The organism is Desulfonatronum parangueonense (genome assembly GCF_054656975.1).
This window is the reverse complement of sequence record NZ_BAAHXH010000003.1, coordinates 1,070,090-1,087,401: the sequence shown is the minus strand read 5'-3', so window position 1 is coordinate 1,087,401 and position 17,312 is coordinate 1,070,090. Positions and strand designations below refer to the sequence as shown.

Sequence of the window (17,312 nt, the reverse complement as noted above, 5' to 3'; positions counted from 1 at the left end):
AATGACTCTTTTCCGCCAAATCATCATCTTTACCTTTGCCTTGTTCCTCGTCCTGTTTTCCGGGATATGGTTCGCCAAACTGGGAACGACCAGGGCCTTTCTGCTTGACCAGCTGGAGTCTCACGCGCAGGACACGGCGACGTCCCTCGCGCTTTCCGTGACTCAGCACATGATCGATAGAAACTTCGTGATTATTGAAAGCATGATCAACGCTGTCTTTGATCACGGGTACTATATGGTCGTCCGGCTTACGGACGTCCATGGCGAAGTACTCACGGAGCGCGTCATGGACGTGACAATAGAGAGCGTTCCTCCCTGGTTTATCAGATGGATCGACCTGGAAACACCCGAGGCCGACGCTCAAGTCATGGCCGGCTGGCATCAGGCGGGCTTTATTTTTGTGAAGAGCCACCCGGGCTATGCATACCATACGCTTTGGCAGAGCGTGGTCAGGACCACGCTCTTGTTTCTGGCCTGCGGAGTTGTCGTGCTTCTTGTAGGGGGATTCGGATTGCGAATGCTGCTCAGGCCACTGGAACTGGTGGAGCGGCAGGCGGACGCCATCTGCCGGAAAGAGTATGAAATTCAGGAGAACATCCCCTGGACAAAGGAGTTCAGGAGGGTTGTCGAGGCCATGAACCGTATGACCTACAAGGTCAAGGAGATGTTCGAGGAGCAGGTGGCGCAGGCGGAAAGCCTTCGGGAGCGTGCCTATACCGATCCGGTCACCGGCCTGGGCAACCGGCGCTACTTTGAATCCCAGGTCACGTCGCGCCTAGATCGCCGGGACAGCACCACGAAAGGAATCTTGCTGCTGGTCAAGGTCAATGACCTGGACAAGCTGAACAAAGACAAGGGGTTCCAGGCCGGAGACGATTTCCTGCGACGCGTTTCTGAACTGCTTCAGCAGACCATGGGTCAGTATGCCGGTTGCGTCCTCGCCCGCCTCAACGGCGGCGACTTCGGCATTTTTCTTGCCGACGCCCCCGCCTTTGACGCCGAAACCATAGCCAAACACATTGTCGCTGATCTGGCGCGTCTTTCAACCGAAGAAATCTCGATCACGGACAACATCGCGTATCTGGGGGCGGCAACGTCTACCGCATCCGTTTCCTTGAGCCGCATGCTCTCCGAAGCTGATCTGGCCCTTTCCATGGCCCGGCAGTCAGGACCCAACGGATGGAACGTGCGCGACATCACCGAGGATTCGGACATCATGCCTCTTGGTCAGCAGAAATGGAAAGAGGTACTCGAACAGTCCCTGGTGGAGCGCAAGTTCAGCCACGACGCCCAGCCGGTGGTGACAATGTCCGACTGGAACACGCTGCTGCATCTGGAGGTGTTTTCCCGAATCGTCCTTGAAGGCGACAAACTCCTCAGCGCCAGTGTCTTCATGTCCCTGGCCGAGCGGCTGAGCCTTGTCTCATCCATCGATCGCATCGCCATCGAAGAGGTGATGAAGCTGGATCGCGCCTTGCTTCCAACGGAGAGCGTCGCCGTAAACGTATCGCCCGCCTCGCTTCAGGATGGAAACTTCAGGGAATGGATCACGCCGGCCCTTAAAAACCTGCCTCGGTCAGCTCCTCGCCTCATCTTTGAATTTTCAGAATACAGCGCTGTCCAGAACCTGGACCTGGTAAAGGAGTTCAGCCGCATTGCCCGCGACAGTGGTCATGCCACGGGCCTTGACCACTACGGGCAGAGCTTTTCCAATCTTGGTTATCTCAAATCCATGCGGCCGGAATACGTGAAGATAGACCGGGCCTATACCGGGGAACTCAAGGAAAGGGATAATGACAGTCGGTTCTACATCGCATCGCTATGCAGTGTTGCGCACAGCATTGATGTGAAGGTCATTGCCGAAGGCGTGGAGACAGAGCAACAGGTTCAGGTCCTCAAGGAACTGAACGTGGATGCGATTCAGGGATATCTCGTGGCGCGGCCGAAACCGATTCGGGATATGGTAGGTAGGTCGTGAACCTTGGCAAGCTAGAGGATATCCTCCACGGTCAAGGTTTGTGTGCTGGTTGTTTCTCTCAACAATTTGCGTTTTCTGATCTTTTCCCGCGCTAATTCGGGCAGCTCGGTATAGAGGATGATGTTCTTGCTGATCAGCAGATCAATCAGGTCTTCCACCAACCGGATCATCCCCATGTCCGATAATGACAACAGAAGCTTCCGTGTATCATCGCTGGTGGATCTGTGCAGAAACTCCAGCAGTTCATCGTCGACGGCATGTTTTGCTTCATCGACGTTGGGTTTGGGAGCGTTGTGTATCGCAGTGATTATGCCGTTTGCGTCGCGTTCCACGTATAACATGACTGTCTCTCCGGATGGAAGTGTAGTGTTTTGCATCTGATGGAAATGATAACACCAACTTACAAAAAAAAACAGGGGGGCATAGGCTGCCCTGTGCAGGAAATCGATGCATGAGCGTATCTGAAACAATGGATCCGACCATTCCGGAAGGATGGGATCTCACCGCGGGAGACATGGAAACCCAGGACGACCCGCTTCTGGACTGCCTGATCCAGCTGACCAAGCTCCACGGTTTGCCTACAGCCAGGACCGGTCTGGTCTCCGGGCTGCCTCTGGTCAAGAACCGTTTGACAGTGGAGCTCTTTTCCAGGGCCGCGGCCCGAGCCGACCTGTCTTCACGGGTGGTAAGGAAATCCCTTAAAAAAATCACCCCGCTGCATCTTCCGACAATCCTTCTTCTCCAGGAACAACAGGCCTGTGTCCTGGTCGGAATTTCTCCCGACGGCCAGACATTCGATATTCTTCTGCCGGAATCGGGCACTGGCGAAAAAACCGTCACCAGAGCCGAACTGGAAAAGCTCTACACGGGATACGCCATCTTCGCCCGGCCGAAATATCATCTTGAAAAGAAATCAGTGGAAGAAATCAGCCCCGGGGTTGGGTCGAGTTGGTTCTGGGGAACTTTTTTTCAGCACTGGCGCCTCCATCGGGACGTTCTGACGGCTTCGTTCTTGATCAACGTATTTGGCCTGATGACCCCGTTCTTCGTTCTCCAGGTCTATGACCGGGTCATTCCCAATTTCGCCATGGAAACCCTATGGGTCCTGGCCATCGGAATTTCCATAGTCTGCCTCTTTTCCATGCTGATGCGGGGGCTGCGCATCTACTTTATCGACCAGGGGGGCAGGAAGATGGACCTGAAAATATCCTCTCTCCTGCTCCAGAAGGTCATGGATCTGAAGATGGAGGTTCGACCCAATTCGGTCGGTTCCTTTTCCAAGAAGATACAAGAGTTTGACAACATCCGTGACTTCGCAACCTCTGTTTCCATCACCTCGGTGATCGATCTGCCCTTCATGATGCTGGGCCTGTTCGTGGTCTGGTACATCGGCGGCAACATCGTGATCATTTTCCTGGTCGCGATACTCATTTTGACGCTGCATGCCTTGCTTATCCAGCGCCCTCTGCGCAATGCCGTGAGTAAGACCTTCAAGGCTTCCTCCCAAAAGAACTCTATTCTTATTGAGGGCATCTCGGGGCTGGAAACAATTAAGACCATGGGCGCGGAAAGCCAGGTCCAGCGAGCCTGGGAGGAGGCGGTTGGATACATTGGAAAATGGAGCTCCCGCTCCAGAGCCCTGGCGAACTCGGTGAACGATGCGGCTTTCTTTTGGCAGAGTATGGTGGTGGTCGGGGTTGTTGTGGGCGGCGTGTACAAAATTTCCGCGGGTGAATTGTCTCAGGGCGGCCTGATCGCGCTGGTCATTCTTTCCCGGCATACTCTGGCGCCCATGGGCAATGTCGTCAGACTGGTCACGCGCTTCCAGCGAGCCAAGGAGGCTCTGAAGAGCCTCAACGAGATCATGCGCCTGCCCACGGAAAGACCTTCCGGCAAGGTCTTCCTGCATCGGCCCCGTGTCGAGGGCACCATCGGGATCAAAAACCTGACCTTTTCCTACCCGGACCAGACGACAAATGTTTTGAACAACATCTCGCTCGAGGTGGGCGCGGGTGAGAAGGTGGGCATCATCGGGCCCATCGGCTCAGGCAAGACCACCCTGGGCAAAATCATACTTGGCCTTTACGAGCCGCAAAACGGCATGGTGACAGTTGACGGAACGGATATCCGTCAGATCGATCCCACGGAACTGCGCCGGTTTATCGGCTACGTGCCCCAGGACATCCAACTTTTCCGCGGCACTGTGCGCAGCAACATCACCATAGGAACCTTTGGCATAGACGACCAGACCGTTCTCCAGGCAGCAAAAGACGCGGGCGTGGATGATTTTGTCAGAAAGCACCCCCAGGGATACGACAAGGACATTGGAGAACAGGGTCGAGGACTCTCCGGCGGCCAGCGCCAGTGCATTGCCATGGCCCGTGCCCTGCTGCTGGATCCGCCTGTGCTGGTTCTGGACGAGCCTTCGAGCAACATGGACAACCGGACTGAAGTCCTTCTCCGAAAGAAGCTGGTGGAGCTGATCCGGGACAAAACGCTGATCCTGATCACCCATCGGGCATCCCTGCTGGACATGGTGGACCGCCTGGTGGTTATCGACAACGGAATCATCGTTGCGGACGGACCGAAAGCCTCGGTTTTGGAAGCTATGAAGAAAGGCCAGCTGAACATGTAGCTGGAGGAGGGATAATTGAAAGAAGGACCACAGATTGACCCGGCACCCAAGAAAAAGCCGAAACAAAAGGAATTGTTCTACCGAATTGATCCGGAGGACGTGGATTTTACCACGGACATCCGGGCGACCCTGCTGGCGCAATCTCCTCGGGGCGCCAGGGCCATCGTTTGGCTGGTCTTGCTTCTCTTGATTGTCGGCATTTATTGGGCGTCAGTGTCGGAGATCGAAGAGGTCACCCGAGGCGAGGGCAGAGTCATTCCCTCCGGCCAGATCCAGGTCATCCAGAACCTGGAGGGTGGAATCGTTTCAGAAATTCTGGTCAGGGCCGGGGACAGGGTCGAGAGTGGCCAGTTGCTCCTGCGCATCGACGAGACCAGATTTTCATCATCGTTTCAGCAGAGCCGCGCCAGATACCTGGCCAACCTCGCTAGGGCGGCCCGCCTTCAGGCAGAGTCTACCGGCTCGCCCTTCACCGTTCCTCCGGCAGTGATGGAAGAGGCGCGGGAAATCGGCGAGAGCGAAAGACAACTCTATGACTCCCGTCAGAACGAGTTGCGCCTTGCGGTGAACATCAGGCAGGAGCAGCTCAACCAGCGCCGGAGCGAGTTGCGCGAACTCCAGGTCAAGCTGGATGAACTGAGCAAGACCGCGCAATTGTTCGAGAACGAGATCGCCCTGCTCAGGCCTCTAGTGGCCAGAGGCGCGGTTTCGGAAATGGAACTCCTCCAAAGCGAGCGCAGGGCCAGCGAAATGCGCGGGGAGATCGAGGTCATCAGACAGTCCATCCCCAGGGCCCGCTCCAGGATTGAGGAAAGTACGGCAGCCATCCAAGAGATCAGGCTGAACTTCGTCAACAAGGCCAAGGTTGAATTGAGCGAAGTGCAGTCACTGCTGGGGGAAGAGACGGCCGCGGCCTTTGCCCTGAGGGACCGCCTGGACCGGACCCTGGTTCGATCACCTGTCAACGGCATCGTAAACCGCGTCCTAGTCAGCACTCTGGGAGGGGTCATCCAACCGGGCATGAACTTGATTGAGATCGTTCCGGCTGAAGGCACGCTCCTTATCGAAGCCAGGATCAGACCCGCGGACATCGCCTTCTTGAGGCCGGAACAACAGGCCATGATCAAGTTCACGGCTTACGACTTCACCATCTTTGGCGGACTGGTGGCCAAGCTTGAACACATCGGCGCGGACAGCATCACCGATGAACATGGAAACAGCTATTATCCCGTGCAATTGCGCACGGAACGCAACCACCTTGGAACCGAGGAGAACCCTTTACCGATCATTCCGGGCATGGTGGTCACAGCGGACATTCTCACTGGCAAAAAGACGATCTTGTCATACCTGTTGAAGCCCATATTCCGGGCCAAGCACACGGCATTCAGAGAGAGGTGATTCCATATGAAAATTCTGTTTTGCAGCACGAATCCGGCGGTGATCAGGCGATGGCATGACGTGCTTTCACCATACCAGACCGAGCAGGCGACAACCCTGAAAGATGTTCGACGCTGCCTGGCCGCAAGCGCGTTCGACCTGGCTCTCCTGCACCGCCCTCTTCTCGATCAGCAATCGTTTTCGGAACTTTATAAAACGTTTCCAGGAACCCGATTCCTCCTTCTGTCGGATCATCCCAAGGACAGCGAGGGCATCGTCTTCCTCAAAGCCGGCATCTCAGGATATGCAAACACCTATATCTCACCTGACCGACTGAAGGAGGCAGTGCGCGTTATTGCCGACGGCGGAGTCTGGCTGGGTCAACAAATCATCCAGAGGTTGATCCTGAACATGGCCAAGACTGTATCGACGCAGTCCCCCTCGGATTCCGGGGCTGCCCTGGCAGGAATGACCGGCATGGAACAGAAGGTGGCGCTGATGGTCGCCCAGGGAATGAATAACGCAAAAATCGCAGAGGAACTGAAGATCACGGAACGGACCATCAAGGCTCACCTGACCTCCATTTATGGCAAAACCAAAACCGGCAACCGTCTTGGACTGGCGCTGCTCGTCAATCGGGGACAAGAGTAGGTTGTCAAACTGTTATTTTTGTAATCATTGCTGAGTAGTTACTAATTTAATCTGAAAGGCAATATCGGATTTGTCGATAAAACAACGGCCGCGAAGGGTGCATCCCCCTCGCGGCCGTTCCTGTTTGTCAGGTTGTTGGTCGATTAATCGAGAACTTCATCTCCCAGCAAGTTCGAGAGTCCATCATCTTCAATAACTGCATCGTCATCGTCATAGTCATCGTAATCATCATTTGTGTTATCTTCGTCAGAGTCCGCATCAGAATCGGCATCCGCGTCGCTATCCGCATCAGCATCCGCATCTGAGTCTGTGTCAGTGTCTGTATCAGAGTCAGCATCTGCGTCAGAGTCTGCGTCTGCGTCAGAGTCTGCATCGCTATCAGCATCAGCATCCGCGTCGGTATCCGCGTCGGTATCAGCGTCAGCGTCGGCATCCGTGTCGTCATCAGCATCCGTATCAGTATCTGCATCGGAATCCGCGTCCGCATCAGAATCAGCGTCGGCGTCACTGTCAGCATCCGCGTCGGCATCTGCATCCGCGTCGGCATCAGCATCGGCGTCGGCATCCATATCAGTGTCCGCGTCTGCATCGGCGTCGGCATCTGTGTCTGAATCCGCGTCTGCGTCGGAGTCGGTGTCGGCGTCGGCGTCATTATCAGCGTCTGCATCACTGTCAGCATCCGCGTCGCTATCGGCATCTACATCCGAATCGGTGTCTGCATCGTCATCAGTCTCTTCACCGACATTATTCTCGTCATCCTCAGGATTCGGATCAAACCCGTCCTTCCAATTCCACTCGCCGTCTACCACCTGTCCACCATTATTGGTCGGCCAATCGATATTCTCGCCAGCACCGAAATACATCACGGTCGATGTGAATCCCCCAGCAGCAGGATTGCCACCCTTGACGTAGATACCTACCCAATCCCCTTGTGAATTGGCGAAATCCTCAATCGCTGACTGGTTTTCAAGGGTCACCCCATCCAAGGGATTTTCGAACTTCTTAACGGTGCCGTCACTAAAGGCAATCGCAGTATAAGAAATCTCCGGATATTTATCGCCACCGTCATCGTCCGCGTCACTATCCGCATCTGCATCAGAATCAGCGTCAGCGTCCGCATCAGCGTCAGCGTCCGCATCAGCGTCAGCGTCCGCATCAGCGTCTGCGTCAGCATCGGCGTCTGCGTCAGCATCGGCATCTGCGTCGCTATCTGCATCCGCATCAGAATCAGCGTCCGCATCACTGTCAGCGTCGGCGTCGGAGTCGGCGTCTGCATCACTGTCGGCGTCGGCGTCGGAGTCCGCGTCTGCATCAGAGTCAGCATCCGCGTCAGAATCGGCATCAGCGTCGCTATCGGCATCTGCGTCAGAATCAGCGTCTGCATCACTGTCAGCGTCCGCGTCGGAGTCCGCGTCTGCATCAGAGTCAGCGTCCGCGTCACTATCGGCATCTGCGTCAGAATCGGCATCTGCGTCACTATCGGCATCCGCGTCAGAATCAGCGTCCGCATCACTGTCAGCGTCGGCGTCGGAGTCGGCGTCTGCATCACTGTCGGCGTCGGCGTCGGAGTCCGCGTCGGCATCAGAGTCAGCATCCGCGTCACTATCTGCATCCGCATCAGAATCGGCATCAGCGTCGCTATCGGCATCCGCGTCAGAATCAGCGTCGGCATCACTGTCAGCGTCCGCGTCGGAGTCGGCGTCTGCATCACTGTCAGCGTCCGCGTCGGAGTCGGCATCCGCATCAGAATCGGCATCAGCGTCGCTATCGGCATCCGCGTCAGAATCAGCGTCTGCATCACTGTCGGCGTCCGCGTCGGAGTCCGCGTCTGCGTCACTATCGGCATCCGCGTCGGAGTCGGCGTCGGCATCAGAGTCAGCATCAGCATCGCTATCCGCATCCGCATCAGAATCGGCATCAGCGTCGCTATCGGCATCTGCGTCAGAATCAGCGTCTGCATCACTGTCGGCGTCCGCGTCGGAGTCCGCGTCTGCGTCACTATCGGCATCCGCGTCGGAGTCGGCGTCGGCATCAGAGTCAGCATCAGCATCGCTATCCGCATCCGCATCAGAATCGGCATCAGCGTCGGCATCTGCGTCAGAATCAGCGTCTGCATCACTGTCGGCGTCCGCGTCGGCGTCTGCGTCACTATCGGCATCCGCGTCGGAGTCGGCGTCGGCATCAGAGTCAGCATCAGCATCGCTATCCGCATCCGCATCAGAATCGGCATCAGCGTCGCTATCGGCATCTGCGTCAGAATCAGCGTCTGCATCACTGTCGGCGTCCGCGTCGGAGTCCGCGTCTGCGTCACTATCGGCATCCGCGTCGGAGTCGGCGTCGGCATCAGAGTCAGCATCAGCATCGCTATCCGCATCCGCATCAGAATCGGCATCAGCGTCGGCATCTGCGTCAGAATCAGCGTCTGCATCACTGTCGGCGTCCGCGTCGGCGTCTGCGTCACTATCGGCATCCGCGTCGGAGTCGGCGTCGGCATCAGAGTCAGCATCAGCATCGCTATCCGCATCCGCATCAGAATCGGCATCAGCGTCGCTATCGGCATCTGCGTCAGAATCAGCGTCTGCATCACTGTCGGCGTCCGCGTCGGAGTCCGCGTCTGCGTCACTATCGGCATCCGCATCGGAATCAGCGTCTGCATCACTGTCAGCGTCCGCGTCGGAGTCGGCGTCGGCATCAGAGTCAGCATCAGCATCGCTATCCGCATCCGCATCAGAATCGGCATCAGCGTCGCTATCGGCATCTGCGTCAGAATCAGCGTCTGCATCACTGTCGGCGTCCGCGTCGGAGTCCGCGTCTGCATCAGAGTCAGCATCAGCGTCACTATCCGCATCCGCGTCAGAATCAGCGTCCGCATCACTGTCAGCGTCTGCGTCGGAGTCGGCGTCTGCGTCGGAGTCGGCGTCTGCGTCGGAGTCGGCGTCTGCATCAGAGTCTGCATCAGAGTCAGCATCAGCGTCGCTATCCGCATCCGCGTCAGAATCAGCGTCCGCATCACTGTCAGCGTCTGCGTCGGAGTCGGCGTCTGCGTCGGAGTCGGCGTCTACATCAGAGTCTGCATCAGCGTCACTATCCGCATCCGCGTCAGAATCAGCGTCCGCATCACTGTCAGCGTCTGCGTCGGAGTCGGCGTCTGCATCACTGTCAGCATCCGCGTCGGAGTCCGCATCCGCATCAGAATCGGCATCCGCGTCACTATCGGCATCTGCATCGGAATCAGCGTCTGCATCACTGTCAGCGTCCGCGTCGGAATCAGCGTCCGCATCACTGTCAGCGTCGGCGTCAGAGTCGGCGTCTGCATCAGAGTCAGCATCAGCGTCGCTATCCGCATCCGCATCAGAATCGGCATCTGCGTCAGAATCAGCGTCTGCATCACTGTCAGCGTCCGCGTCGGAGTCCGCGTCGGCATCAGAGTCAGCATCCGCGTCACTATCCGCATCCGCATCAGAATCGGCATCTGCGTCAGAATCAGCGTCTGCATCACTGTCAGCGTCCGCGTCGGAGTCCGCGTCGGCATCAGAGTCAGCATCCGCGTCACTATCCGCATCCGCATCAGAATCGGCATCCGCGTCAGAATCAGCGTCCGCATCACTGTCAGCGTCCGCGTCGGAGTCCGCATCGGCATCAGCGTCAGCATCCGCGTCACTATCCGCATCCGCATCAGAATCGGCATCCGCGTCAGCATCAGCGTCAGCGTCGGCATCAGCATCAGCGTCCGCGTCAGCATCAGCGTCGGCATCGGCGTCAGCGTCGGCATCAGCATCAGCATCTGCATCTGCGTCAGCATCGGCATCGGCGTCCGCGTCAGCATCAGCGTCCGCATCAGCGTCCGCATCAGCGTCGGCATCAGCATCCGCGTCAGCGTCGGCATCAGCATCCGCGTCAGCATCAGCGTCAGCATCGGCATCCGCATCTGCGTCTGCGTCAGCATCGGCATCGGCGTCAGCGTCAGCATCGGCATCCGCATCGGCGTCAGCGTCAGCATCGGCATCCGCATCAGCGTCTGCGTCGGCATCGGCGTCAGCGTCAGCATCGGCATCCGCATCGGCGTCGGCATCAGCGTCAGCATCGGCATCAGCATCGGCGTCGGCATCGGCGTCAGCATCGGCATCCGCATCGGCGTCAGCATCGGCATCCGCATCGGCGTCAGCATCGGCGTCAGCGTCGGCATCAGCGTCTGCGTCGGCATCGGCGTCAGCGTCAGCATCGGCATCCGCATCGGCGTCGGCATCGGCGTCAGCATCGGCATCCGCATCGGCGTCAGCATCGGCATCGGCATCCGCATCGGCATCAGCGTCAGCATCCGCGTCACTATCCGCATCCGCATCAGAATCGGCATCCGCGTCAGCATCAGCGTCAGCGTCGGCATCAGCATCTGCGTCAGCATCAGCGTCGGCATCGGCGTCCGCGTCAGCATCAGCGTCCGCATCAGCGTCGGCATCAGCATCCGCGTCAGCGTCGGCATCAGCATCCGCGTCAGCATCAGCGTCAGCATCGGCGTCAGCGTCTGCGTCAGCATCGGCGTCAGCGTCAGCATCGGCATCCGCATCCGCGTCGGCGTCAGCGTCGGCATCAGCATCCGCGTCAGCATCCGCATCGGCATCAGCATCAGCGTCGGCATCAGCATCCGCGTCAGCATCAGCGTCAGCATCGGCGTCAGCGTCTGCGTCAGCATCGGCGTCAGCGTCAGCATCGGCATCCGCATCCGCGTCGGCGTCAGCGTCGGCATCAGCATCCGCGTCAGCATCCGCATCGGCATCAGCATCAGCGTCCGCGTCAGCATCAGCGTCGGCATCGGCGTCAGCGTCGGCATCAGCATCAGCATCTGCATCTGCGTCAGCATCGGCATCGGCGTCAGCGTCGGCATCAGCATCGGCGTCCGCGTCAGCATCAGCGTCAGCATCAGCGTCCGCATCAGCGTCGGCATCAGCATCCGCGTCAGCGTCGGCATCAGCATCAGCGTCTGCGTCAGCATCGGCATCCGCATCTGCGTCTGCGTCGGAGTCGGCGTCAGCATCCGCGTCAGCGTCGGCATCGGCATCCGCATCTGCGTCTGCGTCGGAGTCGGCATCCGCATCAGCGTCAGCGTCTGCGTCAGCATCGGCATCAGCATCAGCGTCGGCATCGGCATCAGCGTCGGCATCAGCGTCGGCATCGGCATCGGCATCCGCATCGGCGTCGGCGTCCGCATCGGCGTCCGCATCAGCATCCGCGTCAGCGTCTGCATCGGCGTCAGCGTCGGCGTCATCATCGTCATCATCGTCCGCCGGAGGAGGCGGAGGCGGTGCATCGGTATCGTCGTCCGTCAAGGGCGGGGGCGGAGGTGGTGTATCGTCTGGCTCGACAGGGGGCACTATTGAGCCATCTTCCTCGAGGATCACCCCCTCCAACGGATCTGTGATCGGGGGGATAAATCCTGTGGTCTCGGCTCCACTTGTAGGTAAAACCTCATTGCCATCTACGTCGAACCTGACCAGAGTCAGCCCACCTCCGACACCTTCGGGTCCGCCAGCCGCCGGGGCATCGATCTCAATCTCCTGATCCGATTCAAGGGCCTCCATGATTCGTTCGGCCTCGGCAATGAGATCCGCAACTTCGGCTGCTTCAGGTACTCCAGCATAAACGTCCTCGTTCAGGAGCACATCGCTCATTCTGCCGAGATCCACCTGCATGGGCGGAGGTCCGTCCAGCATGATGGACACGCTGCCATCACTTTCTGTTACGATCCGTTCGTTGGCATAGACTATACTGTTGGGGCCAAGGACGCGCTCAGTTCCATCCGGCGCGACTGCCTTGACCGTTCCATACAGAATGACCACCTTGCCTATTGCTTCACTTCCTGCAGCCATTGTGCTCTCCTCTTGTAAAAGGCCCGGGTCTTGTTGAGGTTATTTCCAAAATTTTATTGGATGATACATCAACATGATAACCTGTCTATTGTACCTTGGTACAGGTTCAGCGGGCGGGCAATGCCATGTTTGGCTTATGAGCAATAGATTCGGACCAAAAGTATGAGAAAGGGGCGTTGCGAAGAATTCGCAACACCCCTTTCATCCAGAAAAGAAATCGCCTGACGGTGACGGAACAGAGCGCAAATGTATCCTTCTTCACTTCATGACAAGCCGGTTTCAGCGCGACTGACGTCTTGATTGCCGGCATTGAACAATTTCTTGATTACGGCGCAATTCGGGTATGAAGGTCTGGAAAGAAAGCAGTCAATGGTGCTGCTCCAATTTTGGACAGCATCTCGTTGCTGTCGATGTTGAAATTGATCACAGCATCTTGATAATTTCTCGGAATAGACCCGGATTGGCGGTCGTTTCAGGAAGCATCCAGGAATTGCTTGGCCCATTGTGCGGATTCGTTCAGGATCTTGGCGGTATGTTCGGCTTCGAGATTCAACCCTTTCAGCAATGTCTCAGCCTCGTCCCAGTTGCCGCGTTCGCATGCCTCTGCCAGATCCAACCATGCTTGCAGATCCGCATCCTGTCTCAGCAGTGCCGCCTTCAGGTGAGGCTCCAAGGACAGTCTGGCCAAAATTTCGGTCATGGGCAGACCGAGAATGACGTCCAGAAAGGAAAACAGACCGAGAAGAAACATGCCCTCGCTGGAGAGCCGGGCTGGCGCTCCGGCATCACGCAACGCCTCCAGCAACTTTGCACGTTGCAACGAAAGAAAAAGCAACTCCCCGGAGAGGGGGGTGGTCTTCATTTCGGCCATGATCAAGACCCGCAGCCAAGCAGTCACCTTGCGTTGTCCCAGGAGGTTTACGGCCTGATTAATTGACGTGATCTCGTTCGGCAATCCTACCCCTGGAGAATTGATGTAGCGCAGCAGTCGATAGCTCAAGGCCACATCATGCTGGACGATTTTGGCGATCTGCATCAGTTCCAGATCCGGCGCACTCAATTCCTTGAGCAACTGCAGCTTGGAAATCTGGTTGGCCGAGAGTTTCTTGCCGCTGACCAGTTCCGGTCGGCTGAAAAAATACCCCTGGAAAAGATCGAATCCGAGCTCCCGACATTGATCAAACATGGCCAGGTCTTCGACTTTCTCGGCCAGCAGCCGGCAATTTTGGATCCGTCGCAGATTGGCGACAATATCTTTGATCTGTCCGTAATTCAGATTAAGTACATCGACCTTGACCAGATCAGCCAGTTGGAGCAGGGCCTCGAAGCCACACTGGCCGACAAAATCGTCCAGGGCCAGAACGTAACCCTCTGACTTCAGCTGGTTGCAGATGCTCAATATGTCCGGTGTCGGCTGAACCGTTTCCAGAATCTCTACAATGGCCACTTCGGACGGCAATGCCCGCGGCGCACCCTGGAGCAGCATCCTGCCCGGGTAGTTGATCAGGATCTTCTGGGTTGGGGCAAGAAGATCCTCAACCAGACCGAATCCGTCCGCGATCACTCGTGAGGTCGCTTCGTCGGCGTCGTCGATTCGGGCCGTGGAGCACTGAGCGCTATGCCGGAAAAGCAACTCATAGCCCCAGATGTTCATGTCCCGATCAAAGACCGGTTGTCGGGCAACATAAATGGGTTCAGGAATTTCATTTTCCCCACCACCCTGCCCCAGCGGGTTGCCTCGACAATTTTCAAGCTGCTTTTTTTGGGTCATGATTTCAGGTTTATTCTCTTCATGTTTCTCTTTCACGGAAATTGTATTCTCCGTGCTGGCATACGATGTGTGATGCATTCACTCATGTTCCATTTTGATGGTCGGCGTCAACAGGCTGCGCATTCCGGCTTAGGCCATCTTCCCGGTTGCGTGGAAGGTTCATGATGAGACTTTTGGTTTGCAAATGCCGACATGGATTCGATCCTGACGGACTTCAATGCACGTGCTCATCGTCAAGAGTTCATCCTGTGGTACAACAGGCATCTCCTCGGCCGGGGGGAATCGACAATCCCTGTATTTGCAATTGGCCAGCTTTCTCCATAGGATAATAAAAAAAATGTAATTACTCAGCTCATCCGAGAAAAGTCGGACTGGATACCGGTCTTCGCCGGTATGACTTGATTTGGAAAGGACGTGATATGATACGTCATTCCGGCGAAAGCCGGAATCCAGCTCTGGCAAGTGACCATAGAGTATGTGCTGAATAGTTACAAAAAAAATTAAAGTGCTCAGCTGATGGCGCGGAAGGCCTCACTCCGCCCGAAATTCATGCCCGGCAAGGCAAAGTGGTTTGTATTCAGAATTCAGGAATCGACGTTCACCCCCCTGGATTCCCTTCCCTCCCCGGGATGACGTAATATTTTGACGATTCAGATCAGCCTACTCGCAAGCCTTTCTGGATGCAGATGGAGTCGGTGCCGAATCTCGTGACACCAATCAGTCGGAGTATTACATTATGTAATTGCTCAGCCGGACTTTCATGACCAGGACATCTTTGTTCCTAGCCAACCACCTGAGATGAGTTACAGATATTCAACCATTGACGAGCAGGCTTCCGTTCTCTCGCAAGCAAGGAGCAAAAGATGAGAAAAGTGAACTTGACCAAAGACAGCGAACCGTTGAAGAACGGTCCACGTGTCTGGCCCGGCTCCCCGATCCCCCTGGGAGCCACCTGGGATGGGTCGGGAGTCAATTTCGCCTTGTTTTCCGCCCATGCCGAAAAAGTCGAACTCTGTCTGTTCGAGAGTGACGGAATCACCGAAAGCGCCCGAATCTCAATGCCGGAATACACCGATGAAGTCTGGCATTGCTATTTGCCGGACGCTCGCCCCGGCCAGCTCTATGGTTATCGCGTCCATGGCCCCTACAAGCCGCTGGAAGGCCACCGCTTCAATCACAACAAGCTCCTGCTGGATCCTTATGCCAAGATTCTTGTCGGCAGCCTGAAATGGAATGACGCCCTCTTTGGATACACCGTGGGCCACAAGGACGAAGATCTGTCCTTCGACAAACGCGATTCCGCCCCGTTCATGCCCAAATGTCAGGTTGTGGATCCGGCATTCACCTGGGGCAAGCCCATGGCATCCAGACCCTGGCACGAAAGTGTGATCTACGAGTTGCACGTGGCCGGATATACCATGCGCCATCCCGATGTGCCGGAGGAATTTCGCGGAACCTTCGAGGGATTGGCAGCGCGTCCCATTATTGACCATCTTACCCAGCTCGGAATCACGGCCATCGAACTGTTGCCCATTCACGCCTTCCTGCAGGACCGCCACCTGGTCGACCGGGGCCTGAGCAACTATTGGGGCTATAACTCTCTGGGCTATTTCGCCCCCCACCCGAGCTACCTCCGACCCAAACACGAACTGTCATCCTTCAAGAGTTTCGTGCAGATCATGCATGATGCAGGCATCGAGGTCATTCTGGACGTGGTCTACAACCATACCGCCGAAGGCAATCATCTCGGCCCTACCCTGTCGTTCCGGGGGATCGACAACTATTCCTACTACTACCTGATGAACGACGAACCAAGGTACTATAACGATTTCACCGGAACCGGAAACACCCTGGAACTGCGCCACCCCAAGGTGCTGTCCATGGTCATGGACTCGCTGCGTTACTGGGTTCAGATAATGGGCGTGGACGGATTCCGTTTCGACTTGGCCACGACCCTGGCCCGAGTGGAGGGACCGTACAACGAGCACTCCAGCTTCCTGGACGCCGTGGCCCAGGACCCGGTGCTGGGTCAGGTCAAGTTGATCGCCGAACCCTGGGACACGGGCCTTGGCGGCTATCAGGTGGGCAATTTCCCGCCCGGCTGGGCTGAGTGGAATGACCAGTACCGCGATACCATGCGCCGGTTCTGGAAAGGCGATGAAGGTCAGCTTCCCGCTTTTGCCGATCGGATTTCCGCTTCCGCCGACATTTTCAATCGCCGCGGCCGGCGCACATGGACAAGCGTGAATTTCATCACGGCGCACGACGGATTCACCCTGCACGACCTGGTCAGCTACAACCACAAGCACAACGAAAAGAACGGGGAGAACAACCGGGACGGATCGGACAACAACAATTCCTGGAACTGCGGCGTTGAGGGACCAACAAACGATCCGGAGATCCTGGCCCTGCGCCGCCGTCAAATGCGCAACTTTCTGGCCACGCTGATTCTTTCCCAGGGCCTGCCCATGCTGACCGCCGGCGACGAATTCGCCCGGACCCAGCTTGGCAACAACAACGCCTACTGCCAGGACAATGAACTCTCCTGGATCGACTGGAACGGCATCGACGAATCAGGCAAACTGCAGATCGCCTTTGTCAGCCGTCTGCTCAACCTGCGCCACGAACACATTGTCTTTCACCGCAATCGTTTTTTTCAAGGCGAGATCATTCCCGGCACCGCGGTCAAGGACGTCATCTGGCTGCGTCCCGACGGCCGGGAGATGAGCACCGACGACTGGAGCAATCACCATGCGCGGGCTCTTGCGCTGCGCTTGAGCGGCGAGGCCGGTCTGGTGCACTTGAGCGAACGCGGCGAACAGGAACCGGACGATACCTTTCTGCTGCTGGTGAATGCCAGCCATGAGCGTGAAATCTTCCAGCTGTCCAAGGGAGATCTTGGTGCATGGGAACCCCTGGTTGACACCATAAACGAAGACGGCCGACCCGAAAACGGCCCCCACCTTCCGGGAGCCAGAATCATCGTGGGCGGGCGTTCCCTGCAGTTGCTCCGACTGGTGCTGGATGCATGAAACG

At 57.0% G+C, this 17,312-nt stretch carries 10 protein-coding genes; 5 read left to right on the top strand and 5 right to left on the bottom strand.

Annotation, left to right across the window (positions count from 1 at the left end):
* Nucleotide 1: 1 nt before the first annotated feature.
* Nucleotides 2–1,978, top strand: a complete 1,977-nt coding sequence (locus tag ACYQ15_RS05195; protein WP_459936462.1) for a bifunctional diguanylate cyclase/phosphodiesterase — start codon at nt 2–4, stop codon at nt 1,976–1,978.
* A gap of 11 nt (nt 1,979–1,989) precedes the next feature.
* On the opposite strand, the gene ACYQ15_RS05190 is transcribed toward ACYQ15_RS05195, so the two are convergent.
* Nucleotides 1,990–2,319, bottom strand: coding sequence for a hypothetical protein (locus ACYQ15_RS05190; RefSeq protein ID WP_459936461.1), 330 nt, complete (start codon nt 2,317–2,319; stop codon nt 1,990–1,992).
* 110 nt (nt 2,320–2,429) lie between these two features.
* On the opposite strand from ACYQ15_RS05190, the gene ACYQ15_RS05185 reads away from it, so the two are divergent.
* From ACYQ15_RS05185 to ACYQ15_RS05175, 3 genes are read left to right on the top strand one after another with little or no spacing between them, the layout of a single operon-like run.
* Entirely contained in the window at nt 2,430–4,613 is a 2,184-nt protein-coding gene (locus tag ACYQ15_RS05185) for a type I secretion system permease/ATPase (protein ID WP_459936460.1), read from the top strand.
* Nucleotides 4,614–4,628: 15 nt separating this feature from the next.
* On the top strand, nt 4,629–6,011 hold the full coding sequence (locus ACYQ15_RS05180) for an HlyD family type I secretion periplasmic adaptor subunit (protein ID WP_459936459.1): 1,383 nt from the start codon (nt 4,629–4,631) through the stop codon (nt 6,009–6,011).
* 6 nt (nt 6,012–6,017) lie between these two features.
* Nucleotides 6,018–6,641, top strand: a complete 624-nt coding sequence (locus ACYQ15_RS05175; RefSeq protein WP_459936458.1) for a response regulator transcription factor — start codon at nt 6,018–6,020, stop codon at nt 6,639–6,641.
* Nucleotides 6,642–6,784: 143 nt separating this feature from the next.
* Here ACYQ15_RS05175 and ACYQ15_RS05170 read toward each other — a convergent pair whose 3' ends face one another.
* The 4 genes from ACYQ15_RS05170 to ACYQ15_RS05155 form a co-directional block, all read right to left on the bottom strand.
* On the bottom strand, nt 6,785–7,618 hold the full coding sequence (locus tag ACYQ15_RS05170; protein ID WP_459936457.1) for a hypothetical protein: 834 nt from the start codon (nt 7,616–7,618) through the stop codon (nt 6,785–6,787).
* Nucleotides 7,615–9,651, bottom strand: coding sequence for a hypothetical protein (locus tag ACYQ15_RS05165; RefSeq protein WP_459936456.1), 2,037 nt, complete (start codon nt 9,649–9,651; stop codon nt 7,615–7,617). The genes ACYQ15_RS05170 and ACYQ15_RS05165 overlap by 4 nt, the downstream gene beginning before the upstream one ends.
* 48 nt (nt 9,652–9,699) lie before the next feature.
* Nucleotides 9,700–11,907 (bottom strand): hypothetical protein, encoded by a 2,208-nt coding sequence (locus tag ACYQ15_RS05160; protein WP_459936455.1) that lies wholly within the window; start codon nt 11,905–11,907, stop codon nt 9,700–9,702.
* 1,070 nt (nt 11,908–12,977) lie between these two features.
* Nucleotides 12,978–14,276, bottom strand: a complete 1,299-nt coding sequence (locus ACYQ15_RS05155; RefSeq protein WP_459936454.1) for an EAL and HDOD domain-containing protein — start codon at nt 14,274–14,276, stop codon at nt 12,978–12,980.
* Between the two features lie 863 nt (nt 14,277–15,139).
* On the opposite strand from ACYQ15_RS05155, the gene glgX reads away from it, so the two are divergent.
* On the top strand, nt 15,140–17,308 hold the full coding sequence (glgX, locus tag ACYQ15_RS05150; protein WP_459936453.1) for a glycogen debranching protein GlgX: 2,169 nt from the start codon (nt 15,140–15,142) through the stop codon (nt 17,306–17,308).
* Nucleotides 17,309–17,312 lie beyond the last annotated feature (4 nt).